Origin of the sequence: Seleniivibrio sp. (assembly GCF_021209385.1) — a bacterium.
Lineage (GTDB): Bacteria > Chrysiogenota > Deferribacteres > Deferribacterales > Geovibrionaceae > Seleniivibrio.
In genome coordinates this window covers 14,157-40,991 of the sequence record NZ_JAJOIL010000032.1, presented here as the reverse complement: position 1 = coordinate 40,991, position 26,835 = coordinate 14,157, and the positions used below count along the sequence as shown (strand labels likewise).

At 46.9% G+C, this 26,835-nt stretch carries 24 protein-coding genes; 21 read left to right on the top strand and 3 right to left on the bottom strand.

The features are described 5' to 3' along the window. The 7 genes from LRY47_RS10975 to LRY47_RS10945 all read left to right on the top strand — a co-directional run. Nucleotides 1–803, top strand: an 803-nt coding sequence (locus tag LRY47_RS10975) for an aldehyde dehydrogenase family protein (protein ID WP_295225310.1), incomplete at its 5' end; no start/stop codon positions are given. Nucleotides 804–1,142: 339 nt separating this feature from the next. Continuing rightward, entirely contained in the window at nucleotides 1,143–2,489 is a 1,347-nt protein-coding gene (gene gabT, locus LRY47_RS10970; RefSeq protein ID WP_295225307.1) for a 4-aminobutyrate--2-oxoglutarate transaminase, read from the top strand. 133 nt (nucleotides 2,490–2,622) lie between these two features. Further along, entirely contained in the window at nucleotides 2,623–3,831 is a 1,209-nt protein-coding gene (locus LRY47_RS10965) for an ABC transporter substrate-binding protein (protein WP_366043668.1), read from the top strand. A 167-nt stretch (nucleotides 3,832–3,998) separates the two neighbouring features. Further along, a complete protein-coding gene (locus tag LRY47_RS10960; RefSeq protein ID WP_295225303.1) occupies nucleotides 3,999–4,883 on the top strand; it encodes a branched-chain amino acid ABC transporter permease in 885 nt (294 codons plus the stop codon). 12 nt (nucleotides 4,884–4,895) lie between these two features. Beyond that, the gene (locus LRY47_RS10955) at nucleotides 4,896–5,909 is read left to right on the top strand and encodes a branched-chain amino acid ABC transporter permease (RefSeq protein WP_295225300.1); all 1,014 of its coding nucleotides are present in this window, start codon (nucleotides 4,896–4,898) and stop codon (nucleotides 5,907–5,909) included. Nucleotides 5,910–5,911: 2 nt separating this feature from the next. After that, nucleotides 5,912–6,643 carry an ABC transporter ATP-binding protein gene (locus tag LRY47_RS10950; RefSeq protein ID WP_295225298.1) on the top strand — a complete coding sequence of 244 codons (732 nt, stop codon included), beginning with the start codon at nucleotides 5,912–5,914 and terminating at the stop codon, nucleotides 6,641–6,643. Further along, nucleotides 6,624–7,337 (top strand): ABC transporter ATP-binding protein, encoded by a 714-nt coding sequence (locus tag LRY47_RS10945; protein WP_295225296.1) that lies wholly within the window; start codon nucleotides 6,624–6,626, stop codon nucleotides 7,335–7,337. The genes LRY47_RS10950 and LRY47_RS10945 overlap by 20 nt, the downstream gene beginning before the upstream one ends. 48 nt (nucleotides 7,338–7,385) lie before the next feature. Here the strand turns inward: LRY47_RS10945 and LRY47_RS10940 are convergent, their stop codons facing one another. Further along, nucleotides 7,386–9,374: a sigma 54-interacting transcriptional regulator gene (locus tag LRY47_RS10940; protein ID WP_295225293.1), complete on the bottom strand. Its 1,989-nt coding sequence runs from the start codon at nucleotides 9,372–9,374 to the stop codon at nucleotides 7,386–7,388. 247 nt (nucleotides 9,375–9,621) lie between these two features. Between LRY47_RS10940 and LRY47_RS10935 the strand changes: the two genes are divergently transcribed. The 9 genes from LRY47_RS10935 to LRY47_RS10895 all read left to right on the top strand — a co-directional run bounded on the left by LRY47_RS10935 (nucleotide 9,622) and on the right by LRY47_RS10895 (nucleotide 17,740). Continuing rightward, entirely contained in the window at nucleotides 9,622–10,191 is a 570-nt protein-coding gene (locus LRY47_RS10935) for a hypothetical protein (protein ID WP_295225291.1), read from the top strand. Nucleotides 10,192–10,239: 48 nt separating this feature from the next. Beyond that, nucleotides 10,240–10,992 carry a molybdopterin-dependent oxidoreductase gene (locus LRY47_RS10930; RefSeq protein ID WP_295225288.1) on the top strand — a complete coding sequence of 251 codons (753 nt, stop codon included), beginning with the start codon at nucleotides 10,240–10,242 and terminating at the stop codon, nucleotides 10,990–10,992. Continuing rightward, nucleotides 10,875–12,920, top strand: a complete 2,046-nt coding sequence (locus LRY47_RS10925; protein ID WP_295225313.1) for a molybdopterin-dependent oxidoreductase — start codon at nucleotides 10,875–10,877, stop codon at nucleotides 12,918–12,920. Before LRY47_RS10930 ends, LRY47_RS10925 begins: the two co-directional genes overlap by 118 nt. A 2-nt stretch (nucleotides 12,921–12,922) precedes the next feature. Further along, complete coding sequence (locus tag LRY47_RS10920) at nucleotides 12,923–13,525, top strand: 4Fe-4S dicluster domain-containing protein (protein WP_295225285.1); 603 nt, start codon at nucleotides 12,923–12,925, stop codon at nucleotides 13,523–13,525. A gap of 68 nt (nucleotides 13,526–13,593) precedes the next feature. Further along, a complete protein-coding gene (locus LRY47_RS10915; RefSeq protein ID WP_295225283.1) occupies nucleotides 13,594–14,268 on the top strand; it encodes a molecular chaperone TorD family protein in 675 nt (224 codons plus the stop codon). Nucleotides 14,269–14,283: 15 nt separating this feature from the next. Further along, complete coding sequence (locus tag LRY47_RS10910) at nucleotides 14,284–15,093, top strand: hypothetical protein (RefSeq protein ID WP_295225281.1); 810 nt, start codon at nucleotides 14,284–14,286, stop codon at nucleotides 15,091–15,093. Between the two features lie 12 nt (nucleotides 15,094–15,105). Beyond that, entirely contained in the window at nucleotides 15,106–15,717 is a 612-nt protein-coding gene (locus LRY47_RS10905) for a 4Fe-4S dicluster domain-containing protein (protein WP_295225279.1), read from the top strand. Next, on the top strand, nucleotides 15,714–16,466 hold the full coding sequence (locus tag LRY47_RS10900; protein ID WP_295225277.1) for a 4Fe-4S binding protein: 753 nt from the start codon (nucleotides 15,714–15,716) through the stop codon (nucleotides 16,464–16,466). Before LRY47_RS10905 ends, LRY47_RS10900 begins: the two co-directional genes overlap by 4 nt. 44 nt (nucleotides 16,467–16,510) lie before the next feature. After that, entirely contained in the window at nucleotides 16,511–17,740 is a 1,230-nt protein-coding gene (locus LRY47_RS10895; RefSeq protein ID WP_295225275.1) for an OprD family outer membrane porin, read from the top strand. A gap of 46 nt (nucleotides 17,741–17,786) precedes the next feature. Here LRY47_RS10895 and LRY47_RS10890 read toward each other — a convergent pair whose 3' ends face one another. Together LRY47_RS10890 and LRY47_RS10885 are read right to left on the bottom strand one after the other, a co-directional pair. Then, nucleotides 17,787–19,574 carry a choice-of-anchor I family protein gene (locus LRY47_RS10890; RefSeq protein WP_295225272.1) on the bottom strand — a complete coding sequence of 596 codons (1,788 nt, stop codon included), beginning with the start codon at nucleotides 19,572–19,574 and terminating at the stop codon, nucleotides 17,787–17,789. Nucleotides 19,575–19,734: 160 nt separating this feature from the next. Further along, nucleotides 19,735–20,922, bottom strand: coding sequence for an MFS transporter (locus LRY47_RS10885; RefSeq protein ID WP_295225269.1), 1,188 nt, complete (start codon nucleotides 20,920–20,922; stop codon nucleotides 19,735–19,737). Nucleotides 20,923–21,301: 379 nt separating this feature from the next. On the opposite strand from LRY47_RS10885, the gene LRY47_RS10880 reads away from it, so the two are divergent. The 5 genes from LRY47_RS10880 (at nucleotide 21,302) to LRY47_RS10860 (ending at nucleotide 26,777) form a co-directional block, all read left to right on the top strand. Next, nucleotides 21,302–22,759, top strand: coding sequence for a PAS domain S-box protein (locus tag LRY47_RS10880; RefSeq protein ID WP_295225268.1), 1,458 nt, complete (start codon nucleotides 21,302–21,304; stop codon nucleotides 22,757–22,759). Nucleotides 22,760–22,769: 10 nt separating this feature from the next. Further along, nucleotides 22,770–23,438 (top strand): response regulator transcription factor, encoded by a 669-nt coding sequence (locus tag LRY47_RS10875; RefSeq protein ID WP_295225266.1) that lies wholly within the window; start codon nucleotides 22,770–22,772, stop codon nucleotides 23,436–23,438. A 173-nt stretch (nucleotides 23,439–23,611) separates the two neighbouring features. Then, nucleotides 23,612–25,132: an FAD-dependent oxidoreductase gene (locus LRY47_RS10870; RefSeq protein WP_295225264.1), complete on the top strand. Its 1,521-nt coding sequence runs from the start codon at nucleotides 23,612–23,614 to the stop codon at nucleotides 25,130–25,132. 11 nt (nucleotides 25,133–25,143) lie between these two features. After that, the gene (locus LRY47_RS10865) at nucleotides 25,144–26,040 is read left to right on the top strand and encodes a transporter (RefSeq protein WP_295225262.1); all 897 of its coding nucleotides are present in this window, start codon (nucleotides 25,144–25,146) and stop codon (nucleotides 26,038–26,040) included. A gap of 74 nt (nucleotides 26,041–26,114) precedes the next feature. Then, nucleotides 26,115–26,777 (top strand): cytochrome c3 family protein, encoded by a 663-nt coding sequence (locus LRY47_RS10860; RefSeq protein ID WP_295225259.1) that lies wholly within the window; start codon nucleotides 26,115–26,117, stop codon nucleotides 26,775–26,777. Nucleotides 26,778–26,835 lie beyond the last annotated feature (58 nt).

Below are 26,835 nucleotides of genomic sequence, written 5' to 3'. Positions count from 1 at the left end.
GCGGCACAGTTGGCGACACCATCGTGGCAAGCCCCAAATGCAAGAAGATAACCTTCACAGGTTCACCCGGCGTCGGCGATCAGATAATCAAAAAAGCGGGTATCAAAAAGGTCACTCTTGAGCTTGGAAACAACTCCGCAACACTCATCGAAGCCGATGCAGATATCGAAAAAGCAGCTGCAAGATGTGTTGTGAGTGCGTTCTCAAACTCCGGTCAGGTATGTATCTCGCTCCAGAGAATATATGTTAACAAAGCAATCGCCGAAGAATTTTCAAAGGTCTTCGTTGAAAAAACCAAGGCTCTTGTTGTGGGCGATCCCATGGACACAGCTTGCGACGTAGGTCCCATGATAGACGGCAAAGAGCTGAAACGTATTGAGGAATGGGTGAACGAAGCGGTTGCGCAGGGCGCTGTTCTTGCCGCAGGCGGAAAAGTGAATGGCAATATCTTTGAACCCACAGTCCTTACAAACGTAACAGAAGATATGAAAGTTATGTGCATGGAGACCTTTGCACCCGTAGTTTCCATCGTCGCATACGATAATTTCAGCGATGCAATCAAACGCGTGAACGATTCCGATTTCGGACTTCAGGCTGGTGTTTACACAAAAGATATCAATAAGATAATGGAAGCTGTTGAAGATCTTGAAGTGGGCGGCGTTATGATTAACGACACAGCGACATTTCGTGTTGACCACCTGCCTTACGGCGGTAACAAGCTTTCAGGTCTCGGACGCGAAGGCGTTCGCTTCGCTATGGAAGATATGACAAGCATCAAAATGGTCATGATCAACAGAAACTGACGGAAGAATAGATCGCGTCGGGTATAAAACCCTCGCGAAGACGGATATCTGTCTCTGCGAGGCATTTTATGTGCCGAAGCAGTCTCATCCATATAAAAGAAAACTTAACTGCACGAAGTCAACCCGTGCAACTCGCCCGTGTCTTCATGGTACGGGGTCTTTTTTGCGTCAATTTTTGTTTATCACCGGTATGCTGGGTCAACAATTATTGACCCCGATTTCAATAAAAATTGACGTTTTTGTGAATTGTTTGATGAATGTCTTGATTACCAATAGTTTATCATGTGGCACATTCGTTGCTTTAAGTTGTGAAACAACACTAATCCTTGGAGGATAAAAATGCTGAAAGGCGACGAATTGGCGCAGGTATCTGCACCGCAAGGCGAAAGAACAAAAGAACTTCTCAAAACAAAAGAAGCATATGTTGCGGCGGGCATCACCGCATCGGTACCGATCTTTATTAAACAGGCGAAAGGCGCTGTCATCGAGGATATCGACGGCAATCGCTACATAGATTTCTATGCGGGAATAGGCGTTACGACGGCGGGACACTGCCCCGAACCCGTTGTTGCGGCGGTTAAAGAACAGGCTGAGAACCTGCTTCATTCCTGTTTCATGGTGTCCATGTACGATTCATATATTGAGCTTTCCAAAAAACTGACAGAGATTGCTCCCGGCAGTTTTGAAAAGAAAGCCATGCTGGTTAACAGCGGTGCGGAAGCCGTTGAAAACGCTGTCAAGATAGCCAGAGCCTACACAGGCAGACAGGGTATCGTATGTTTCGAGTCCGCATTCCACGGACGCACACTTCTTACAATGTCGCTCACCAGCAAGGTGAAACCCTATAAACACGGTTTCGGACCCTATGCTCCCGAAATATACAAAGTTCCTTTCCCGAACCTTTACAGAGGTCAGCTCCACGTCGGCAAAGAGGACGCGGTTAAAGCATACCTCGACTATTTTGAAAGATTCTTCGCGGCAGAGGTAGACCCCTCGCACATCGCCGCAATCATCATTGAACCTGTGCAGGGCGAGGGCGGCTTCAACGTCACTCCTAAAGATTATATGAGAGGACTCAGAGAGATATGCGACAAACACGGCATACTGCTCATCGCCGATGAAGTTCAGACAGGTTTCTGCCGCACAGGTAAGATGTTCGCAATGGATCACTACGACGTGTCACCCGACCTTGTGACCATGGCAAAATCAATCGCATCCGGTATGCCACTTTCGGCGGTTGTCGGACGCAAAGACGTTATGGATTCAGTAGGCGCAGGACGCATCGGCGGTACATACGGCGGTAACCCCGTTGCATGTAAAGCGGCGCTGGCTACCATCAAATATATGGAAGACAACAAGCTCGCAGACAAATCAGCAGACCTTGGCGAAAGAATAGTTGCACGCGTTAAAAAGCTTCAGGCTGAATTCCCCGTGATAGGCGACGTGCGCAACCTCGGCAGCATGATAGGTATTGAGTTCATCAAGGACGTCAACTCCAAAGAACCCGACAAATACAGCGTCACATCAATAATCGCCGAGTGTCAGAAGGAAGGTCTTCTGCTCATCGGCGCGGGTATCTTCGGCAACGTTATCCGTATGCTTCCCCCTGTTGTGCTGACAGACGGTCAGTTTGAGCAGTCCATGAGCATATTTGAAAAAGCGGTACGCAAGGTACTGAGCAAGTAAAAGAAAAATGAGTGTAAATCCCCCTTAATCCCCCTTTTATAAAGGGGGAGATAAGAGGGTGTCTTCACTGCCTTGTGCAGTGAAAATAAAAGGAGGGTATACTATGAATCTGAAGAAATTCATCGTTCCTGCCATGGTACTGGCAATGGGAACAGCATCTTTTTCTGCTTACGCTGCGGAAAAAGTTGTAAAGATCGGTAACATTCTTCCCCTGTCCGGACCTTCGGCATCCGTTGGTATTCAGGGCAAACAGGCGAGAGAGATGGCTGTTGATGAAATCAACAAAGCCGGCGGTATCAAATCTCTCGGCGGAGCCAAGATCAAACTTCTCTTTGCAGACAGCAAAGGCGACCCCACCACAGGTGTAACAGAGACAGAGCGTTTCATCAGCACTGAAAAAGTGAGCATGGTCACAGGTGCATGGAACTCATCCGTAACCTATCCCTCAACACAGGTCGCTGAAAGATACGGCGTTCCCTTCGTTGTCCCCGTATCTGTCCGCGACACCATAACAGAGAGAGGATTCAAAAACGTTTTCCGCATCGCCGCCAAAGACTCATGGTGGACACGCGACCAGTTTCGTTTCCTTGCAGACATGCAGAAAGAATTCGGTGTGAAAGTTAAAACAGTTGCATTCGTTTACGAAAACGGCGACTGGGGAACAGGATTCGCTGAAAAATGGCGCGAACTTGCAAAAGCTGCCGGATATAAAGTTGTTCTCGACGAACCCTATCCCAGCACTGCAAGCGACCTTACACCCGTTGTTCTGAAGCTGAAACGCTCCAACCCCGACGTTGTCTTTATGACATCAAACGCGGCTGACGCGATCCTTCTTACAAAAACAATGAACGACCTTAAGGTCAACGTTAAAGCCATCGTCACATCCGGCGGCGGACACGCAGACCCCTCATACCTTGCGGCTGTTGGCAAAAGTGCTGAGTACCTTTTCGACATCGTTGAGTGGGAAACAGACCTCAACAGACCCGGTCTGAAAGAAACAAACGCGAAGTTCAAAAAACTCTACGGCTATAACCTCACAGGTGAAGCTGTTGACGCATACGCATCTATGTACCTTCTTAAAGACGTTCTTGAAAGAGCAAAATCAACAAATCCCAAAGCTCTTCAGGCGGCTCTTGCCTCCACAAAACTTTGCGGCGGCAAAACGGGTCTTCTGGCATACGACTGTATCCAGTTTGACCAGACAGGACAAAACAAGAACGCAAGCCTTGTTATCGTTCAGGTAAGAAGCGGCAAAGACGGCAAGATGGAAAGAATTACCGTATGGCCTAAAAATGTTAGAAGGGCAGGATACAAAGTAGTATTTCCCCAACCGGGTAAATAATTGAATTTACTCCCTACTTTATAAAAGGAGGGCAGGGGTGGATTTGATTTACTTAATTAAAATCCCCCTTAATCCCCCTTTTTCCAAGGGGGAGATAAAGCAGATATTTTGAAAGAAGCAGGTCGGAAGTTTCGGCTTCCGACCCTCTTTAAAATGGAGTTATTATTATGATCGGCTATATAGAATCCGTCATCAACGGCATACTCATGGGTTCGATTTACGGACTCACTGCGGTGGGGCTTACCCTGATATTCGGGGTGATGAAGGTGGTAAACTTTGCTCACGGCTCAATCCTCATGGTGGGGATGTTCGCTGCATACTGGTTTATTACGCTGACAGGGTTTAACCCCTATCTGGCGCTTGTTGTTGTGGTTCCTCTGCTCTATTTCTTCGGCTATTATATGCAGAAAATCATCATTAAACCCATTTTTGAGGCTGAAAAGCATGTCAGAGAGCCTATCACTGTCATCATAGTCACAACGGGCATCTGGTATGTTCTGGACAACCTCGCCCTGCTTGTTTTCGGTGCGGAATTCCGTGTTGCCCAGACGTCCGTAACAGGAAAAATGGTTGAAGTTGCAGAGATGTATTTCCCGCTGGCAAAGATGATCGGTGCCGGCATCACACTGCTTCTGGGTATTTATCTTTACTGGTTTCTGAAACATTCCCGCATGGGTAAGGCGGTTCGCGCAACCAGCCTTGACAGAGAGGCGGCGACCCTTATGGGCATCAAACAGAGCCGCATTTACAACATTGTATTCGGCATGGGCTGCGCCTGCTGCGGCGTTGCGGCGTGCGTTCTGGTTCCTTTTTACTACGTCTACCCGACGGTGGGCGTTCCTTTCGATATTAAGGCGTTCGTCATAGTTGTTCTCGGAGGACTTGGCAGTGTTCCGGGCGCGATTCTCGGCGGCATAATCATCGGCATCATAGAAACTGTGGGAGCACAGTTTATGGCGGCGACATGGACTGAAATGCTCATCTATGCGTTCTTCCTTGTTGTTCTGTTTGTTAAACCGTCCGGACTTTTCGGTCTGAGACAGGATTATTGACGGGGGATGCAGATGAAATTTCTAAGCAATGTACAAACAACACATAAAGTATTCGCGGCGCTTGTTCTGGCGGTACTCTACGCACTGCCGATCTTTATCACAAGTCCCGTTATGCTCCAGATATTCATACTCATCTTTCTGTATGCATATCTGACATCATCATGGAACTTCGTGGGCGGTTTCGCCGGAGTTCTGCCTCTGGGTCACTCCGCGTTTGTGGGTCTCGGCGCATACACATCAACACTGTTGTATCTCACATATAACATCAGCCCCTGGATAGGTATGATCGCAGGCGGTATCGTAGCGGCGGCGTTCGGGCTTCTCATCGGTCTGCCCACGCTGAAACTGCGCGGAGCATATTTCGCACTGGCGACGATAGCGTTCGCAGAGGGTTTGAGAGTTCTTGTTGAGAACGTCGAAAAACTCGGCCCCTTCGAGGTCAGAGGTCCCAAAGGACTTCTTATCAACCTAGTGGGCAACTCTTTCAAGGATTTCCAGTTCCTCAGCAAAGTTCCTTATTACTACATAATTCTGACCATGCTTGTGCTGGTTCTGATACTTACCTTCTTCATGATGCGCTCAAAGGTGGGCTACTACCTCGCGGCAGGCGGCGAAGAGCCGGAAGCGGCGGAAGCGCTTGGTATCAAAGTCTCGAAATATAAACTTATAGCAATGGCGATAAGCTGCTTCCTGACAGCTTTGGGCGGTACTTTCTATGCCCAGCTTGTGCTGTATTTCTATCCGAAGTCTATCATGGGACTGGATATGTCCTATGAGATAGCCTTCATAGCACTTATCGGCGGCAGAAGCACCATTATGGGTCCCGTTCTGGGTGCTTTCCTTCTGCGCCCCGTGGGCGAGCTTACGAGAATATATCTCGGCGATACCCTTCCGGGTCTGCACCTTATCATTTTCGGTCTGGTACTCATAATCGTTATGCGTTATCAGCCCCGCGGTCTCGTTGAGCCTGTTTCAAGATGGCTGAACATTCTTTTTGACCGCATCGAGAAAAGGAGGAGGGCGTAAACATGGCACTTTTGGAAGTTAAAGGCGTAACAAAACAGTTCGGCGGTCTTACGGCGGTGAATAGCGTGGACATGGAAGTGCAGGAAGGACAGATAGTGGGCATCATCGGTCCCAACGGAGCCGGAAAAACCACCCTGTTCAGCTGTATAGCCGGTTCCCACGTTCCCACCAAAGGGAGCATAAAATTCAACGGAACAGAGATTGCGGGCAAAAAGCCTTATGATATATGTAAACTGGGCGTAACCAGAACCTTTCAGGTGGTTAAACCATTCGCAAACAAAACTGTTCTTTACAACACCACAGTGGGTGCGTTTGCAAAAACGAACAGGCTGGACGTTGCGGAAGAGAAAGCGATGGAGGTTCTGAAGCTAATAGACCTTTATGATAAAAAGGATATCCTTGCAAAAAACCTTACATTGCCGGAGCGCAAAAGGCTGGAGCTTGCAAGGGCGCTTGCAACCGAACCGAAACTTCTGCTTCTGGATGAGGTTATGGCGGGTCTGCGTCCTTCCGAGGTTGCAGAGATGCTCCCCGTTATCCGTAAGATAAACTCTGTGGGAGTTTCCATAATTATCGTTGAACACATCATGCAGGCTATTATGAACCTGTCTGAGAAAGTATATGTTATCAATTTCGGTAAAAAGATAGCCGAGGGCGACCCTCACAAGGTGGTTGCTGACGAAGAGGTTATCAAAGCCTATCTGGGGGATGAATATGTCGCTAATAGCCATTGAGAATCTTTGCGCCGGATACGGCGAGATAGGCGTTCTGTTCGATGTTTCCATGCGTGTGGAGGCGGGTGAGATTGTGAGCATTATCGGTGCGAACGGAGCGGGCAAATCCAGCCTTCTGAAAGCGCTGTCCGGTCTCATTCCGGCGACTTCAGGCACAATAACATTTAACGACGAGAACATCACTAAACTTCCCGCCGATGAGATAGTTGAAAGAGGACTTATCCATGTTCCCGAAGGCAGAAGGCTTTTCAGCCTTATGACCGTTTTCGAGAACCTTGAGATGGGCGCTTTCAGCAGACGTGCGCAGAAGGATTTCAAAAAGAACATACAGGACGTTCACGAGCTTTTCCCCAGACTGAAAGAGCGGGAGAAACAGCTTGCTGGAACTCTTTCCGGCGGTGAACAGCAAATGGTGGCAATAGGACGTGGCATGATGTCCAGCCCGAAAGTTATGATGTTCGACGAACCTTCACTGGGACTTGCTCCGGTGCTTAAAAAAGATATCTTTGCGGCGGTGAAACGCATTGCAGTTGAATATGGAACAACGATCGTTCTTGTTGAACAGGACGTTATGAACTCTCTCGCCATCAGCGACAGGGCATATGTCATGGAGCAGGGACAGATTGTTATTGAGGGTACCGCACAGGACCTTCTTAAAGATCCGCACATCAAAGAAGCTTATCTGGGAATGTAACGCTTCACAAAGGCGGGGGTTTTCCGTGACCCCCGCCTTACTTTAACTCTATTCCTTCACCTTCCGGTAAAGGGTGGCTCTGCTGATTCCGAGGTATTTTGCGGCATCGGTTGCGTTGCCCATATCTTTGATAGTTCTGAGTATAACCTGTTTTTCAATATTCTTTATGTCGTCAAGTTTTGTGGCGGAGACAGCGACATCGTTCTCCGTGATGTCTTTCGGCAGGTCGCAGGGGTATATAGTCCGTGAAGACGCAACTGTCACCGCGTATGTCATTGCGTTTTGAAGCTGGCGCACGTTGCCCGGCCAGTTAAATTCCAGAAGCAGTTTCTCCGCCTCTGCGGAAAGCGTGCAGGCGGGGATATTGAAATTACTGCATATGTTCTTGATGAAGTTATCCGCCAGCAGAAGGATATCCTCTCCTCTCTGCCGCAGCGGCGGAATCTCTAGATTAACGACCGACAGTCTGAAATAAAGATCCTGTCTGAAATTGTTCTCTGCCAGTTTTCCGCACATGGGCTTGTTGGTGGCGGCTATCACTCTGAAATCGACAGGAATACTCTTATACCCGCCGATACGCGTGACCCGTTTCTCTTCCAGCACACGCAGAAGTACGGGCTGCAATTCCATCGGCATGTCGCCTATCTCGTCCAGAAACAGCGTACCGCCGTCGGCATACTCTATCTTTCCCTTCCTGCCCTGTTTTTCCGCCCCTGTAAAAGCACCTGCCTCGTACCCGAAAAGCTCGCTTTCTATAAGGTTTGCAGGGATTGACGCACAGTTTATGGCTATGAAAGGACCTGTCTGGTTGTAATGGTTGTGTATCGCCTGCGCGAAGACCTCTTTGCCCGTGCCGCTTTCGCCCAGCAGAAGAACGTTTATAGGCTTTTTGGCTATAAGCTTCGCTGTCTCTTTAAGAGTTTCCATTGCTGAGCATTTTCCGATTATCCTGTTGAATGTGATGTTTGCCGTGCTGAAATCTTTTTTTGCCTTTATCAGATCGGATTTTCTTTTTATTCGGATAACAGCGCCCTGCGCGTGTTTTTTTCTCTCTCCGAAGAAAGGTTCAATATCTGCGGTGAAGGTGATAACCTCGCCTGTATCGACTGAAAGGTACTGATTAAGCATTGCTCTGCCGCTTTTCAGAGAATCCTTAACAAGTGTTGAATCTGTCAGTATATTGAAAAAACTTGATTTTATCTTTTCATTACCGAGGTTCAGCAGTTTTGAGGCTTCTTTGTTCATATGGATGACATAGCCCGATTCGTCTATGGAAAGGTATCCGTCTTCGGTGTGTGCGAATGTGGCGTTAAGGGTGGAGTTCATCAGTTTCAGTCTTTTATCGCGTCTGGAAAGCTTAAGGTGTCCTGAAATCGCCGTGGCGACAGACGTAACCCAGCCCAGAGTGTGTGTCATCAGCCTTGAAACGTCAGCGTTTTTCTGCACAAGCCTTATTGTGCCTATGGTGTCGCCGTATTCGTTGAATATCGGCGCGGCGGAGCTGATGTTGTTTTCAAGCACCTTGAAGAAATTGACGGGACCGATTATCTGTACGGGTCTGTTATATGCAAGGGCGAGTGTGTGCGCCGTACAACCCACATACTGCTCGTTCCACACGTCTCCTACGTCTATGCTCATTTCGTTGTGCCATATTCTGTCTGAATTGTTCGTTTTTGTGAGGATAACCCCGTTCTCATCTGTGATGGACATGGTGAATTCAGTATCTTCCAAAATCCCCTGAAATTCCCCTATAAACTCTTTTGCTATATCTATGAAGAGTTTTTTGCGCTCCCTCACCGCATCGAACTGAGCCTCGGTGAGATGCGGCACGTTCACCTGACCGTCCCAGACGATGCCGTATCTTATGGAGCGTTCCCACATGAAAACTATCTCTTCCGGAATGAAATCCGCGTATGAAGGCAGATATCCGGTCTCTATCATTATCTGTTTTGCCTGACGCACCTGATCCCATACCAGCGGATCGCAGCTCGACAGAACGATGGGCTTACATAACTGAGTTTTTGTGTTTTTTCTCATATAAACCTCTTATCAAACATAGCACAAAATATCCGCCTGTTTTTATAGAAAAATTATGTATCAAAAATGAGACGTTTCTCACGGGTAAGACATGAGAATAACGCATCAATAATGTAACTTATTTTTAAATATAATAAAAATCATTTTTTATGAAATGGCATCACCTTTGCAATTACAGGCATAAGGTTGAAACCAACCTTGAAAGCAGTCTTAAAAAAATAACGGCTGAAAGTTACAGGGGGATGCCATGATACAAAACGAGATCGACGAACTGGATGAACAGACAGACAGTTCGCTTGCCCGCAAGATAGAATCTGAACCCGGTTACAAAACGGTTCTTTACGGGATACTCCGTTTCTGCGGAACACCGCGCCGTCTTTCTGAGGTTGAGCAGGAGATAAAGGCTCTTCTGTCAGGAAGATCATGTTTTCATTCACCTCAGGTGCTGATGAATATCCTGATTGAAAACGGAGGACTGACAGTTACAGACGAAGGCGAAGGAAATATCCTGCTTCAGACAACCGAAGAGGGCAGAGAGATTGCGTCTGCGTCCTGCCCTGCCACGCTTGTAGATGAACTCTTTAAAAGGGATTCCGCATATAAAGACATCTACCTCTCCATACTCATATCATGTTCGGAACCAAAAACACTTGATGAAATAGAGGATATTCTCGTAGGAAACGAAGTGATGGCGAGTGAGAACATCCTTGCCAGCTATTTTATAAGCGAGCTGGAAGAGGCGGGTGTCCTTAGGTGGGATGTTAAGTGGAAGACAGCACAGGACGGGCTTGCCGCTGTGCAGGCGTATTCTTCTTAAGTCATAAATTGTTCTTATAGCTTTTATATTAATTTTTGGAGGAAAATAATGGATCGTTTCAGAATTAACCGACGGGACTTCCTGAAAGCGACAGCTTTTGCCGGTACCGTTATCTCCATGGGTTCGCTGACCGGAACAAGTCTTGTTCCGTCGGCTCATGCCGCTGCAAACGAAGGCGTTAAGATCATCCGCACAAACTGCCGCAACTGTACGGCGGATTGCGGTGTTCTTGCCCATGTCCGCGACGGACGTGTTATCAAGATCGAAGGCGACCCGGAATTCGGCAGAAGCGAAGGCGCACTCTGCGTTAAAGGTCTTTCCGGTATTCAGGCGCTTTATCACCCCAACAGACTTAAATATCCGATGAAAAGGGTTGGTCAGCGCGGTGAGAACAAATGGAAACGCGTGTCATGGGAAGAAGCTATCGACGAAATAGCCCATAAACTGATGGAAATCCGCTCTAAATACGGTGCTGAATCGGTATTCGCATCAACAGGCGGCGGCGGTAACCCCAACTTTAACGGTGCCTGCCGTTTCTGCGATACTTTCGATACTCCCAATTGGTTCGAGCCGGGCGCCGCACAATGTTATATGCCCAGAACGCTTATCTACGGTCTGGCATACGGAAACAACGGAACATATCAGGTGCCGACACCAGCCTTGGCGATTCAAACGGCGTTGAACTGTATTTCTATAAAGAGAAAAAAGCGAAAAGCCTTGTTCTCTGGGGAACAGCTCCCGCGTTCAGCGGACCTTCCCAGGCGGGCAGGGTACTGGTTGAAAACAGAGCGAGAGGTATGAAAACAGTGGTAATCGACCCGCGTTTCACTGCCGACGCTTCAAAAGCTGACGTATGGCTTCCCATCAGACCCGGCACAGACGTTGCACTCGGTCTCACATGGATACGCTACATAATAGCTAACAAACTCTATGACGCAGATTTCGTAAAAAGATGGTCAAACCTGCCTTTCCTTGTTAACACCAAAACAAAAATGATTATCAAGGGCAATGAACTGTTCAAGGGTGCCGATGATAAAACGTTTGTCGTATGGGATAAAAAGACCAATTCGGCAAAACCTCTGCCTTTCCCATATGATGACAATCTTGAACCCGCTCTCGAAGGCACTTTCACAGTAAACGGCATCCAGTGCAAACCCGGATTTCAGCTCCTTAAAGAGAGAGCGGAACCCTGGACACTGGAAAAAGGCGGCAAAGAATGTTGGCTTAACCCCAAATCAATTGAAAAAGCCATAAAAATATACACCAAAGACACCCCTTCAAGCGTGGCTCTGGGTGTTGCAACTGACCAGACTCCCAACTCCGCACAGGCGGCACAGATGTCCGCGGTTCTCAATATCCTCATGGGCAACTTTGAGAAACCCGGCGTTATGCTCCAGCGTTATGAGGACAAAGGTGTCGGCGGTGTACTGAGAACTTCAAAACTGAAAGGTTTCCTTTCCGAGAAACAGCTGAACAAACGTCTCGGCAGTAAGGAACACAAAGGTATGCTCCACTGGTGGATAGCCCAGCCCACAGCCATTCTTGACGCTATGACCACAGGGAAACCCTATAAGATGAAAGCGTGGCTTGAGCGTTCAGGCAACAAACTCGGCACCGTGGCGAATGCCGGCGCATGGGTTAAAGGCATGAGCAACCTTGAACTCATCGTGCATATGTATATGTACCCGACATCCTTCTCCGCCTATGCAGATTATCTGCTTCCCGTCACAGAGTGGCTTGAAACAGACTTCATCACTGCATCGTTCAACCAGATGTTTGCACGTCAGGCGACAACACACCTTTACGAAACAGTGAACGAAGCATGGATATGGGCGAGAATAGCAAAACGCTGCGGCGAGCTTGGACATGAGAACTGCAAGAGGTCTTTTGTCAAAGCGAATACAGCGCCCGAATCACCGTATTTCGATACATACGAACATCAGCTTGACGAATGGACAAGCTTCTTCGGCATGACATGGAAAGAGTATAAAGCGAAATGTCCGTTTGAATATATTCCCATGAACAGATTCAGACGCTACTACGTTTATAAAGAAACCGACCCGAAAACAGGAAAGGTGAAAGGGTTCAACACACCCACAGGCAAAGTCGAAGGATATATGGAAAGCCTTATTGTTCTCGGACGTACAGGCAAACCGTTCACAACGTTTCCTCAGTCTCCCGCGTCCAAGGACTATGACCCGCTGCCATATTACATGACACCGTCAGAAAACCCTTATAACTCAGTGGGTAAGAAATTCCCGCTGGTAATGACAAACGGACGTCTGCCTTTCTGGCACCATACGACGCTCAGAAACATTCCTTATCTCAGGGAAATAAAGCCCTACGCAGAGATATGGGTCAACCCTATGGATGCTAAGAAATACGGCGTATCTCAGGGCGACTGGGTATGGGTTGAATCCGCCAGAGGTAAAATTCAGGCGAAAGCCCTTGTCACCGAAGGAATGGCGAAAGGCGTTGTTTATATGGAACGCTTCTGGAACCCCGAAACACTGAACTCAGCCACACACGGCTGGCGCGAAATGAACGTGAACGTACTCAGTAAACAGACTGCGCCGTTCAATGACATCTGCGGAACATACACACTCAGAGGCTATCAGGTGAAAATATCCAAAGCTTCCGGCGCACCGAAAGGTATCTGGCAAAAACCCGAACAGTTTGAACCATGGATGCCTAAAGTCTCTGAACCGACTAAAACTGTGGAGCTTTGAACATGAAAAAGACAGCACTTGTAATTGACCTTGACCGCTGCATCGGATGCTACTCATGCGAAGTGGCGTGCAAAAACGAGAACAACGTTGCCCTCGGCGTGCAGTACAACAAAGTATTTACCATGGGACCGACAGGAAAGTTCCCGAACCTTGAAATGTATTACCTGCCCGCCATGTGCCAGTCCTGCAAGGATGCACCCTGTGTGGCAGTCTGCCCAACAGGCGCATCATATGTTGCAAAGGACGGCGTAATACTTATCGACAGCAAAAAATGCATCGCATGTCTTTCATGCATCTCTGCTTGTCCCTATGGCGCCCGTAAATTCAACGAGGAAGCCAAGTACGTTGAGAAATGCCATATGTGCGAACACCTGCTTGAAGCAGGCGATAAACCCGCATGTGTTAAGGCATGCTGCGCGAAAGCGAGGATAGTTGGAGATGTGAACGATCCTAACAGCGAAGTTTCCAAAAAGATCGCCAACGCAGGAAAGAACGCTCACAGCCTGCCGGATGAAGGAAACCACCCCGCAACAAGGTATATTCTCCATCCCAAAACTGCAAAATGGCAGAACAGGAAAAGCTGGACTTTCTTCCAGAGCAAGTAGGTCTTTGGGTTCTCTTATATTCGGGGCAGGTGTGTCGCCTGCCCCTCATTAAAACGGATGTGTGAACTATGAAACAAGTAACAGAACAAACAGAAATAATGTCCCACAGAGAGAATATGTACCGTTTCCTTTCACAGCTTTACAGAACCGAAGTTGACGAGAAAATATATGCCTGCCTGAAAGATGCGGACTATCAGTGCGGAGAGGGTGAAGATATTCAGGAGGGATACTCCCTTATGAAAAGCTTCTTTTTTCATCCGTACATTGACCCTGTTACGGAGCTTGCCATCGACTATGCGAAGGTCTTTCTGGGCGCAGGAATCATTGAGTCCGATAAGGCGGCGTACCCTTACGAATCTGTCTATACCAGCCCCAAAAAACTCATCATGCAGGATGCCAGAGACCAGATGCTCATGAAGCTCCGCGAACATCAGCTTCAGCCCGACGGACCGTTCACCATTCCCGAAGACCACATATACATTGAACTGGAATTTATGGCGGTACTTTGCGGTAAAACCCTGCAGGCTATGGACGAAGGTGATATTGCCGCGTTCAGAATGCTGTTGAACGAACAGAAACAGTTTATTCAGAAACACCTGATAAACTGGGTTCCCAAATTTTGTGATGATGTGGAAAAACATTCAATGACAAACTTTTATAAAGGTCTGGCAAAGGTTACTGAACAATACATCAAAATGGATATGGAACTCATCGAAGAGTTTGCAGGAAGGTACTCTGCGTAAGCAGGGGAGGTTATTATGCATACCAATTGGAACATGACCCTGTTCCTGTTCTTTTCACTGGCAGGAACCTGTACATTTTTTTATACATGCGCCGAGTCCGCTTTAAGCGAAGGCTCAGAGTGCCGCAGAAAACTCTATCTGCTTTCAGCCGCCTGCTCTTTTGCGGCGGTCGGTGCGGTGGCTTTCGGTCTGAACGATCCGGCGAACCTCATAAGCCTGCTGGCAAAACCAGAGACAGGGTTCAGCACAGCGGTTCTGTCGCAGATAGCGGTCTTTTTTGTTTCGATTTTTTTCTATTTCAGAAAATCGGTGAAGATAATGTCCTATCCGGTCTTCTCCGCCCTGTTTCTTGCGGCGGTGATATTCTGTCTTTTCCGTTTCTACGCGGTAACAACACGGCACGCGCTCAACAGCCCGTTGTCTTATATCTATCTGCTGTCGGTGTCGTTTACAGCCGCTGTTTTCTTCCTTTTTTCAAATGAGACGAAGGGCAGGGTTCTGCTTGCCATAACAGGTGTGACAGCAGTGAACCTTCTGATACAAATATTGTTTTTCGTGCGGATTGCTTTGATGCAGTATCCTGACAGGATACTTACTGCTGAAAGGTTTTTCGGCGGTGATCTGACAGCGCTGTTTGTCCTCTGTCTGCTTCTGACAGCCGCATTACCGGCGCTGATGCTTAGCATAGCCTGCATGCGGAAAGAGGCTTATCTCGTAAAGACCTGCCGTGCGGCGGTTGTTCTGGGTGTCTTTGCCGTCTGTATTCTTATAAACCAGCTTCCGCCTGTTTCAAACGTGATAGAGGGCAGGATGTTTTTTAACTGACAGGTTCTTAAAATGAAATACAGCAGAAGAGAATTTAACAAACTGATGGTTCTTTCGCTTGTAACGTTCAGCACATCCGAAGCGTCAGAAGGGGGGAGGTCCTTTTTAAGACCGCCTGGCGCTCTCGGTGAAGAACGTTTTCTGGAAAAATGCATCAGGTGTCAGCGGTGTATTCAGGTCTGCCCGAAAAGGGTGATCTTTCCGCTGTCGTTTGCAGAAGGGATAAAGCGGATGAACACACCGGTGGTGTCATTCAGAAAATCCTACTGCAACTCGTGCCTTAAATGTTCGCTGGTGTGTCCCACGGGCGCTCTTTTACCCGTTACGGAGGCGACGCTTGACATAGGTGCCGCTGTGATAATTGAGAAGGACTGCGTTGCATGGGACTGGGTTGGGTGCACTGTATGCGTTGACGAATGTCCAGAAAAAGCTATCTACCTCGACGAGCACAAGCGACCCGTTGTTGAACCGGAAAAATGTAACGGCTGCGGAATATGTGAGCTTAAATGCCCGTCCACTTCCATAAGGAAGTCGGCAAAAGGCAAAGGCATACTGGTTAAGCCCAGACAGGCGGGAACTTTGCCCAGAGATCCGTCACTGCATAAAAAGAGAGACACAAAATGAAGCTGAAGTATTCGGCAATAAGAAAATATGTACTCATAGGTGCTGCGGTATCGGTGATGGCGGCTACGGCGGGAAATACCATTCCCGGAACGTTCTGCAATATTTGTCCGGTGGGCTTTCTGGAAGTGTCGGCGGCATCACGCAGTATACCTTGGAAAATGGCTGCATGGGTGTTTGCAGGTCTTATCGCGGTATATTTTTTCGGCAGATTCTTCTGTGGATGGTTCTGTTCCACTTCGCTTGTGAGAAAATGCAGCGGGAGCAGATGTCCCTCCACAGAAAACATATATATGCGCTATCTTCCGTACTTGGTACTTGGTCTTTCGGTAGTGCTTTCTTTCTTTTTGAAATTTCCGGTTTTTTGTCTCTTTTGCCCAATAGGGCTGTTTTTCGGGTTTCTGTTCGCAGTCTTTAAGCTCTTTGCCGTTCAGGAAGCGGGTTTGACACTTATTGTCTTTCCGGTGGTGATAGCGGCGGAAGTGATCCTGTTTAAGAGATGGTGTTCAGGTTTCTGCCCCATAGGCGCTCTGTTCTCTCTGGTGTCAAAGATACCGGGACCTAAATTCAGACCTGCTGTGAACCGCAGCACCTGTATTCTCGGTAATGGCGGCACCTGTTCCGTATGCAAGGAAACCTGTCCGGAAAGCGTAAAGATAACCGACGGAGGCGGAGACATAACGGAGAAATGTACGTCATGTATGGAGTGTGCGGAGAAATGCCCCACAGGTTCCATAAAATTCAGAAAATAGATTTTCCGCTTTTAGCGGAAGGGTTTTTACTACAAGGAGGAACGATGAAACGGATTCTTTTAATGTCAGTTCTTATTATTTCGTTTTCCTGCGCTTATGCCGCAGACAGCCTGCAGACCATGTTTTCAGAGGGCACTGCAAGGGGAGAGATCAGAGTGTTGGATTTTTCCAGAGACTTTGACGGCTCTACCGATACCAGAAGAGATGATGCTGTGGGCGGTCTCTTCTATTTCAAAACAGCGCCGCTTTACGGCATATCTTTCGGCTTGGGTTTTGCAACCGTCAACGATATGTTCAGCGATGAGGACGACGCGGTATACGGCATTCTGAAAAAAGGCGACGACGGCGACCACGAAAGCATGACCAGACTTCAGGAGGCATATATTCAGGGCGAATGGTTCAAAACCACCGTTAAATACGGCGCACAGGAGATAAGCACTCCGTTTCTGGACAGACACGACCTGCGTATGATTCCCAGAAGCTACAAAGGACTTTCAGTGGTGAATAATTCCGTGAGCGGTCTGACAGCTTCCGCATACTACATAACCGATTCCATGGGATGGACAGATGACGATTTTATCTCAATGTCGGATGCCGTCGCCGCAGAACCGGGCGGTGCTTCGTCCATTGACGATGAAAAACCGATGATAATCGGCGGACTTAGCTACGTTCTGCCTGTTCAGTCATTTAAATCTACAGCTCAGGGATGGTTCTACACCATGCCCGACGTGTTCAGGGAAACCTATTTCAAAGTATCTCTGAGCAAGACGTTCGGCGATTTTACTCTGTTCTCTGCACCGTCGCTGCTTTATCAGAAGTCTCAGGGTGACGAGCTTAACGGCGAGCTTGATACCGATCAGGTTGGTCTGAATGCCGGAGTCAGTGCATACGGGGTTACATTCACCGGATTTTATGCAAAGACAGGTGATGATACGCTCCTTGCGCCCTGGGGTGATGACAAAGCCATCATCCAGCAGGTGCTTGCCGCAGGCAGGGCTGAAGAGGATGCCTATGCCGCCAAACTTGCATATGATTTTACGAAAGTCGGTGTGAAAGGACTCAGCGCATACGTTTTCTACGGACAGTATGACGTTCCGGCATCCACCGGAAAGGATATGTCAGAAACGGATTACAATATTCAGTATGCGTTCTCCGGAAAGCTTGACGGTATCGGTCTGCGCGCCAGATACGCGTCAATTGAAATCGACGGCGGCGAGGATTATACCGATACAAGATTTTATGTGACCTATAAATTTGCCTTTAACGGCAAATAATCGGGGGGAAAGGCAGGGGCTTTAAAACCCCTGCCTTTATAAACGGTTATTGTGAGAGTGCTTTCGATAATATCGAATAGAATGTAGTCGTTCCGCTGACCTCGTTACCCACTATCAGCATAGGTATTCCATCTGCACTGTTTGCAGATGATACGAATGCGAATCCTTCGGGACCGAGATCGCCCGCCTCTTCAAAGTTCGATGCGTCAAAGTTAACGGAAACGTTGCGGTTGTTGATGTATTGAACGTACGCCGGTGCATAAGGGTTGGATACATCGTAAACCATAATGCCGCCCATGCGCTCAAGACCTATGAAAGCGTATGTATGACCGTTGATCACGCCTATTGCGAGTGCCTCAGGCTCGGGTCCTTTGTTGTCGCTTCTGTCGTCGCCTGCATTTGCTGCGTTGTCGTTGTTAAAGTCTGCTCCGTATATGTTTGCAGTGATGCGTTCAAAGTCGCTGCCTGAATCGTAAACCAGCAGACCTGTTTCCGCATCCCAGATGGAGAATGAACGTGCGCCGTAGGCATAGAGTTTTTCAAAATCGGTGCCTCCGTTCTTCTTTACAGTCAGAGAATAGGAGAATTTCAGACGGTAAAGGTCGCTGTCTCCTCCGAATCCTCCGTGGATGGCAGTTCCTGTGTTGTCTGTGATATAGGGGTCACCGTCCGCATTTACAAGCGTTACGTTGTCGCTGTCGTAATAGTCTTTTGCGGAGAATTCATCCACACATTCGGTGTCGTCTGTAGAGAAGAAATAACCGGAGGCTTCACATGCCGTCTGATCGGTTATATCTTTCAGCCAATCTGCACGGGAATCCCCTTCGTTGGCTGTAACCAGATAGGTTTTGCCGTTAGAAGTGAAGGTGCTGATGGTGTCGGGCATGTAAACGCCCATTACAGGCCAGTTTTTAATGTTTACGCCGTCCTTCTGGCTTGCGTCCAGCTCGTTGCCGGGGATTGAATGGTCTTTGAATCCGAGACCGAATATCTTCTCAACTGTGTTGGTTGAAAGGTTTATGACGGCTATTGCGTTGTTTTCCTGAAGGGAAACGTATGCTTTCGCACCATCCGCGTCTACAGCGATATATTCAGGTTCAAGGCTTTCTGCGACTGTTGCGTTAAAGCCGTCGATTACCATTTTGCTCAGAGGCAGTTCGGAATAGCGTGTTCCGCCGGAGTTGAAATCGGTGAAGCCGACGTTCACAACGCTGTAGTCTGAAACTTTGATAACGCTTACGCTGCCTTCCGGATCGTTTGCATATCCTTCGTCGGGTTCGCCTTCGTTGGCAACAACAACCTTACTTCCGTCGGGAGTGAAGGTGAGCATGTCGGGAAGAGCGCCGACCTGAACCGCTCTCAGCAGTGTGTTGTCAGCGGTGCTGTAAAACATAACCCAGCCGTTGTCAGTCTTGGGGTCGGCTTCAACAGCCACAGCCATGATATTTCCGTTAACAGCGACACTGTTTGCTGCACCGACAAGAGAGGTGTTTGCAACAGTTCCCGCCGCTACAAGGTCGTCGGCAACGGAAATGCTTGTTACCAATGTAACGTTTGAAAGATCGGAACTGTTCAGAACATCAACATGTCCTGAATTTGCATTCACAACATAGGTTCTGTTGTTTACCTTGTCATATGCGACGATCTCTGCGGCGCTGGCGTCAAAAACACCTGATGAGTAACGTCCTTTCTGTGTCAGACCAATAACCTGTCCCGCACCGTTTGTGCCGTCGGTTCCATCGGTTCCGTTTGTTCCGTCGGAACCGTCGCTTCCACAGGCATATATGCCGGAAGCGATCAATAACATAACCAGTATTCTAGTTAAGTATTTCATTGATACCCTCCAAATTTGCTTATTAAGTAGTTGCACAGCGGTTTTAAATTTTGGTGAGGATTATATTGAATTTTTATAAATAAAAGTTATTGGTGTGAATTATTTTTAAGCTTTTGATGCCGGCGGTTTCGTATAAATAAGCAAAAAAGAGGAGTGATGATTAATTTAGAGTGGAATTTCCGATCTCTTCAGACAGTGATACCGTTTTTGTTTCGGCAGGGAAAAGGAATATACCGGATGTCACTATCCCCAGAAATCCTGCGATTATGAATACTGCATTTATGCCTAAAGTCCTGTTTATAAGCATCCCTGCAAACGGACCGAAGGCAAATCCGAGTCCCATGGATGAATTAAACTTGCCTATGGTGCTTCCGAGTTTTTTCTTTTCTGTCTTTTCTATCATCAGCGACGAGCAGGCAGGCTGGGACAGAGCGCTGAAAAAACCGCTTAATCCGGCTGCAACGATCAGCGGAATAAATCCTGTGAAACTGGTCAGGGTCATTAATATCAGAGATACGGCTATACCGCCGGAGGCTATAAGAATCTCTTTGTTCATCTTATCCGCAAGCGAACTTGTTAAAGGTAGAAACAGAGCGGTACATGCTGTTATGACACAGAGTAAAATCCCTATGGCACTGATATCAATGTTTATTCCGGATAAATATATAGGCAGGAAAGCGGTTATGACGGATATCCCCAGACCTCTGAAAAAAATATAGACCATAAGGCGGTTAAGGATTCCTGTTGAGAGTTCGGAAGATTCTTCATGTGTTTCACACCCTTTTCGTATCCTGTAAAGACCGGAAAAAGTCAGGGCGACAGCTATGGCTGCCATACAGCAGAGCATCATAACGATAAAGACGGTGCCGAATCCGCCCCACTTCACAACGAAACCGCCGACAAGAGGAGCCAGAGCCAGAGCGGAATAGAAAGAGATATCGAATGTACCCAGAATCTTTCCGCTGCCGCTTTCGGCGTTTCTGCCGAGAATATAATACATTATCGGACGGAACAGGGCACAGGATATCCCCTGAACGACTCTTACGGCTATTATGGCTACTTCGTTGTGTATCAGATAAAAAGATGCGGATACGGCAAAATACATCGCCAAAGTCACAAAAAGCACCCTGTTTGGTTTATATCTGTCGAGAAATGCGCCTGTGAAAGGACTGACCGCTATTTTTGACATGGAATACAGCGTGAAGGAAAGTCCGAACAGAAGTCCGTTCACGCTGTATGAGCTGTAGTACAGGGAGAACAGTGAATCGTTAATGCCAAAGCAAAAAGTGATAAGAAAATTGATTGCGAAAAGAGACGTGAATTTTAAACTGAGTCTGCTCTCCGTCATTTTGTACTCCCTGCGGTTCTCCTCCCCATTTATGGAGTGTTACTGATGATGATTTAACATAATAGCTGTTCCACTGATTATATGAATCGGTGTATCCACTGTTTAATCACGACACTATTGCTTAGCAACGTATAGGTGAAAATACTTAGGTTATGCAGGTAACGGTATTCTGCCTTAGGTAAAACTACTTAAATTTGTTTAAAAATTGACCTATTTAAATCATAATCTATACTAAAAAATGAAAATTAACAGTATTTTATGTCAAAAATTACTAGTGCGTGCGTGTGACCAAACATCAGAATACGTTTATTGAAATATAACTTTTCGTATGTATAGTAGATTTATGGACATCAGTCATAATTCACCGTCCGGAGGCTTTATGAACGTAACCAGCGACTATTCGGCGGAACTTGAAAAGGCGAAGGAAGAGATAAGGAATCTCCGTCAGGAGGTATCCATGGTTAAGTCGGCTTATATTGAGCTGCTTAATGACGAGCGCAGAAAGATGCTTCTTCTGGACGATGTGCCTATGGGCGAAATAGTTCTGGATGCCGACAGCCAGCTTGTGGACGTTAATAAAGGCTTTGAGACTTTCCTCGGATATTCGAGGGAAGAGTTCCTGTCTATGCGGTTTCATGATCTTCTGGCAGAAGGTATTGATATGCATGAAGCAATTTTTCCGGTTTTTAAGAGGACGGGCATTGCCAAAAACTTAACATGGAAGATGAAACGTAAAAATGGAGATGTGATCACCGTTGTGCTTTACGGCAAAGCGGTTTATGACGCCGATGGCAATTTCGTTCAGGCGAGGGGAATAATTCTGAATATAACGGACAAGGTTATTGCAGACGAAGCGCTGAAGAGGTCTGAGAGGGAAAAAGCCCTTATTCTGGATGTAATGTCTGACTGTATTATTTTTTATAATGTTAATATGCAGGTCATCTGGGCGAACAGAGTAGCCTCAGTTCTTTCCGGAATTCCGGCGGAAGAGATCAAAGGGAAATTCTGCTATGAGATATGTCACAAAGAGAAGGGGTTTTGTAAAGGATGTCCTGTCGGTCGCCCGCAAAGTTCAAAAATACCGCTGTCAGGAGAAGTCAGAGCCGCAGGAATGGTGTTTTTTATTCAGACGCATCCTGTTTTTGACGAATTTGGAAAATTTACCGGTCTTGTTCAGGTCATAAGTGACATAACTGAGAGAAAAGAGATGGAGCGCCAGATACTTGAGCTTGCAAGCAGCGAGCGCAGGAAAATCGGCAACGATCTCCATGACGGTCTGGGACAGGTTTTGACAGGTATATCTTTCATTTCAACAGTGCTTTATCAGGAACTGAAAGATAAATATCCCGAAGCGGCAAATACTGCTGAGGATATTGTTGAGAACACAAAAAAAGCGCAGACCACCATGCGCAATATAATAAACGGACTTTGCCCTGTAAGCGAAGATTCGGCAGGGCTTATGAGTACCCTTGAAAGCATGGCGTCCGCCATTGAAAAACTGTACGGGATAAAGTGCAGATACAAATGTCTTCATCCGGTTTACGTTGATGACTATGAGCTTTCCAATCATCTGTATTTCATTGCGAGAGAAGCTGTTAACAATGCCGTCAAGCACAGCAGGTGCAGCAATATTAAATTGTGTCTTAAAATGAAGTCCGGTTTTCTGCGTCTGGAAGTTTCCGATGACGGAATAGGACTTAAACCTGATTTAATTACAAGCGGTCAGGGACTTAGAATAATGAAATACAGAGCTTCCATCATAGGGGCGGACATAGAGGTAAACTCCAAAGCAGACAGAGGAACGTCCATCTCTGTAATAATTAAACTTACTCCATAAGAGGATTACAATGAGTATTCAGAACGCATGCAAAGTTTTTATTGTGGATGACCACGCCATCGTCAGAGAAGGGCTTGTAAGACTTATAAATCACGAATCGGATATGGAGGTATGCGGAGCCGCCGAGGATGCTCTTTCTGCCGTAAATCTTCTGTTTAAAATAGAGCCTGATGTTGCCATAGTTGATCTTTCTCTCGGTGCCTCAAACGGATTGGATATCATAAAAAGCATAAAAGCCAGGTACCCTTCCGTATTTGTTCTTGTGCTTTCAATGCATGAAGAGCTTATTTTCGCCGAACGGTGCATCAGAGCCGGAGCTTCCGGATATGTGATGAAGAGCGAAAAACCCATAGTTATCATTGAAGCAATCAGAAGGATATTGAAAGGGAAGATATATCTCAGTGCCAGAATGACAGAATATGTTCTTAACAAGGCGATGAGTGCAAAGGAATCTCCCGATAAGGACGTCGTCGAGACTTTGTCCGACAGGGAATTTCAGGTTTTTCAGATGATAGGCAACGGTTTTACATCCAAGCAGATTGCGGAGAATCTGAATCTCAGCGTTAAGACTATAGACGCTTTCAGGGAGAGCATGAAACACAAGCTGGGGCTCAAAAACGCAGCCGAACTCTCCCAGTATGCTATCAAGTGGTCGCATTTTCAGGATATGATATCTTAGGTAGATTTACCGTAGCCGTATGGAGTTTTTTACGGTGGAGCCTAGGGGAAAGACTCGGTTCGGCTAAGTATTTACAGGTATAAGAAACGGTAATCAGCCCAATGGTTCAATTGCCCGTAACAATATAATCTTTCTTATAGAGGACGCTGTCCTTAAAAATAAGGAGGATTAAGATGCAAAGGGTTTCTAAAAAGTTTCTTTCTTTCGTATTTACATTCATGTCTTTTATGTTTGTTTTTTCTGCATATGCGAAAGACAAAGTCTATGACGCCGATGTTGTCGTCGTCGGTGCCGGCTCATCAGGGCTTTCAGCAGCCGTATCCGCCGCTGAAAACGGAGCAAAGGTAATTGTTCTTGAGAAACAGGACATGGCGGGCGGAAGCTCGAATCTTGCGGAAGGGCTTTTCGCTGTGGAAACAGACGAGCTCAGACTTAAATCAGAAAGACTTACGCCTCAGGAAGCTTTCAAACATTCAATGGAGTTCAACCACTTCAGAGCTGATGCCAGACTGGTACACCTCTATATCAACGAATCAAAAAATACCATCAACTGGCTCAAAAAACAGGGCGTGGAGTTTGATCCGGTTAAAATATCTCCCACCGAAGGTTTCACATGGCACCTTGTGAAAGATAAAAACGGCATACACCACGGAGCTTCTCTGATCTATTCAATGGTACAAAAAGCAGACGAGCTTGGTATAAAGGTTCTTTATCAGACACCCGGCAAAAAGCTCATCATGAAAAACGGCAAAATCAGCGGTGTTGAAGGCGAGGATGCAAAAGGCAATAAAGTTATTGTCAACGCAAAAGCCGTTATCCTTGCAACAGGCGGTTTTCCCAATAACCCCGATATGGTTTCAAAATACACACGTTTTGACGGAAAAACAGTTTTTGCCACAGCGCCTCTTGAAAAAACAGGCGACGGTATAGACATGGCTATGTCTGCCGGAGCAGATACTGAAGGATGGGGTCTTATGCTGCACCCCGGAACCCACAGACCTCTCGGACCCATGTTCGCTATGACATGGCAGCCCAGCCTCTGGGTTAACAAATTCGGAAAGAGAATCGTTGACGAGGACGTTGTTTACAGCTTCGCGCTTGCAGGAAATGCTGTTGAGCGTCAGAACGGACACTTTGTCTGGTCTATATTCGATGACGAAACAGTCAAACATCTCAGCGAAAAAGGTCTTGATAACGGTCTTGGCGTTCTTATTCCTCTCGGAACAAAGATCCCTGGACTTGTTGACGAGATCAAAGGCGAAATAGCTAAAGGGAATAAAGACGTCGCTATGTCCTCAAGCATAGCCGACCTTGCAAAACAGATAGGTGTTGACCCCGCCACTCTTACAACAACCGTTAAAAACTATAACTCTTACATTGACAATAACCTTGATCCTGAGTTTGACAGAGACACAAGGGGAATGACTCACGTTAAGACCGGAAACTTCTATGCGGTTAAAGTCCTGCCCTACTATTTCGTTTCTCTTGGCGGAGCCAGAATCAACGAAAGGATGCAGGCTATCGACAGCAACGACCAAGCCATTAACGGACTTTATGTGGTCGGCTGTGATGTCGGCGGACTTTACGGTGACACATACACCCTCTGGGCTTCAGGTTCTGCATTCGGCTTTGCCGCAACATCAGGACGCCTTGCAGGTGCTGACGCTGTCAAATACATTAAAACAGGCAAATAAGGGTGAATGTTATGATAATCAGCAGACTTAAAAAATTCATTATCATGTCTGTAATAACAGCTGCGTTTGCTGTTCCCTGTTCTTCCGCTTTTGCTACAGAGGGCGGCGGCGGAGCATATCCAAACGGAGCGGAGGATGTTATGGCAGGTGCCATTCCTCCCGCGGGCTTTTATTATCTTAACTATCTGAACTATTACACAGCGGATGCCCTTAAAGACAATAACGGCGACAAGATTGACGTCCACTTTAAGGCAAACGTTCTGGCTGACGTTTCCAGATTTGTTTATGTTACCAAAACTCAGATCGCCGGAGGAAATCTCGGTTTTCAGACCCTGATCCCTCTTGTGAATATGCACCTGGAAACTCCCGCCGGAAAGGATAACGCTTCAGGTCTCGGCGATATTGATGTCGGCGTGAATCTTTCATGGCACTCAAAAAATCTTCATCAGGCGATAGCCCTTGATATTGACGTTCCCACAGGTGCATACGACAAAAACGACATAGCCAATATAGGCCGCAACTATTACACCTTTGAGCCTGCATACGGAATAAGCTATGTTACCGACGGCGGATATGAAGTGTCCGGAAAGTTCATGTATGACTTTAATACTGAGAACAATGACACGGACTATAAGTCCGGTCAGGAATTTCACGTCGACTATTTTACAGGACAGCACTTCGGCAGCTGGACTGTAGGTCTTGGCGGATACTACTATCAGCAGATAACTGACGATAAATCCGACGGCGAAACCGTTGATGATTACAAAGGCAGGGTTCTTGGTGTAGGTCCTACAATTCAGTACAATTACAAAAACATAGGTATTCACGTCAAATATCAGAAAGAGACTTTGGTTGAAAACAGATCCGAAGGCGATAAATACTGGGTAAGAGCGGTATTCTCATTCTGAAACAGCCTCCTATAGACTTGCGGGCGTTCTTCGGAGCGCCCGCTTTTTAACATATTTTAATTAAGGTGAAAACAATGTCTCTGTATAAATATAGATTAACCCTTATTGCCGCTGTTGTTCTTTTCGTCTGTTCATGGGGATATGCCGCGGAAATAGGATTCAGATGCAAGGACTGCCACGAGAGTGTCAGCAAGATACTTCCGAAAGAACATGTGAAGAAAACAGCATTTGAAGGCTGTTTCGATTGCCACGCGGACGGCGGAAAAGGTCCGAAACTGGGCGGCAAAATACATAATGTCCATTTCGCTCAGATGGAGATAGTTAAAGATACCTGCCTGTCATGCCATGTGGCAGATTCAGAAGGAAATATCACGGTAAATTCCGCCAGCGGTGCAAAAATTGACTCTGAAGACGGAGCGGAAAAGTTTAATTCACTCTATACCACAGGAAAATTAGCAAATTCACATAAAAATGCCGGACTGATGTGTGCCGACTGCCACAAAACATACGACGAAGACGAAGCTGACGAAATGCATAAAAAATGCGTGGGATGTCACGGAGATTTTAACGAGATGATGGCAAAAACAGCCAAAGCTCCTTATAAGGCTAATCCCCATAAATCGCATTTCCCGAACCTCACCTGTACGAAATGCCACAGCATGCACGGTGATTTTAAGGACTACTGCGTAAAATGCCATCAGTGGGGATTTGTCTGGAAACAGAAAATAGTTAAATAACAAGCGTTTCCCTGTAGTGTTTTTTATAGTCATCAGGCATCGGCATTTCTGCTGATGC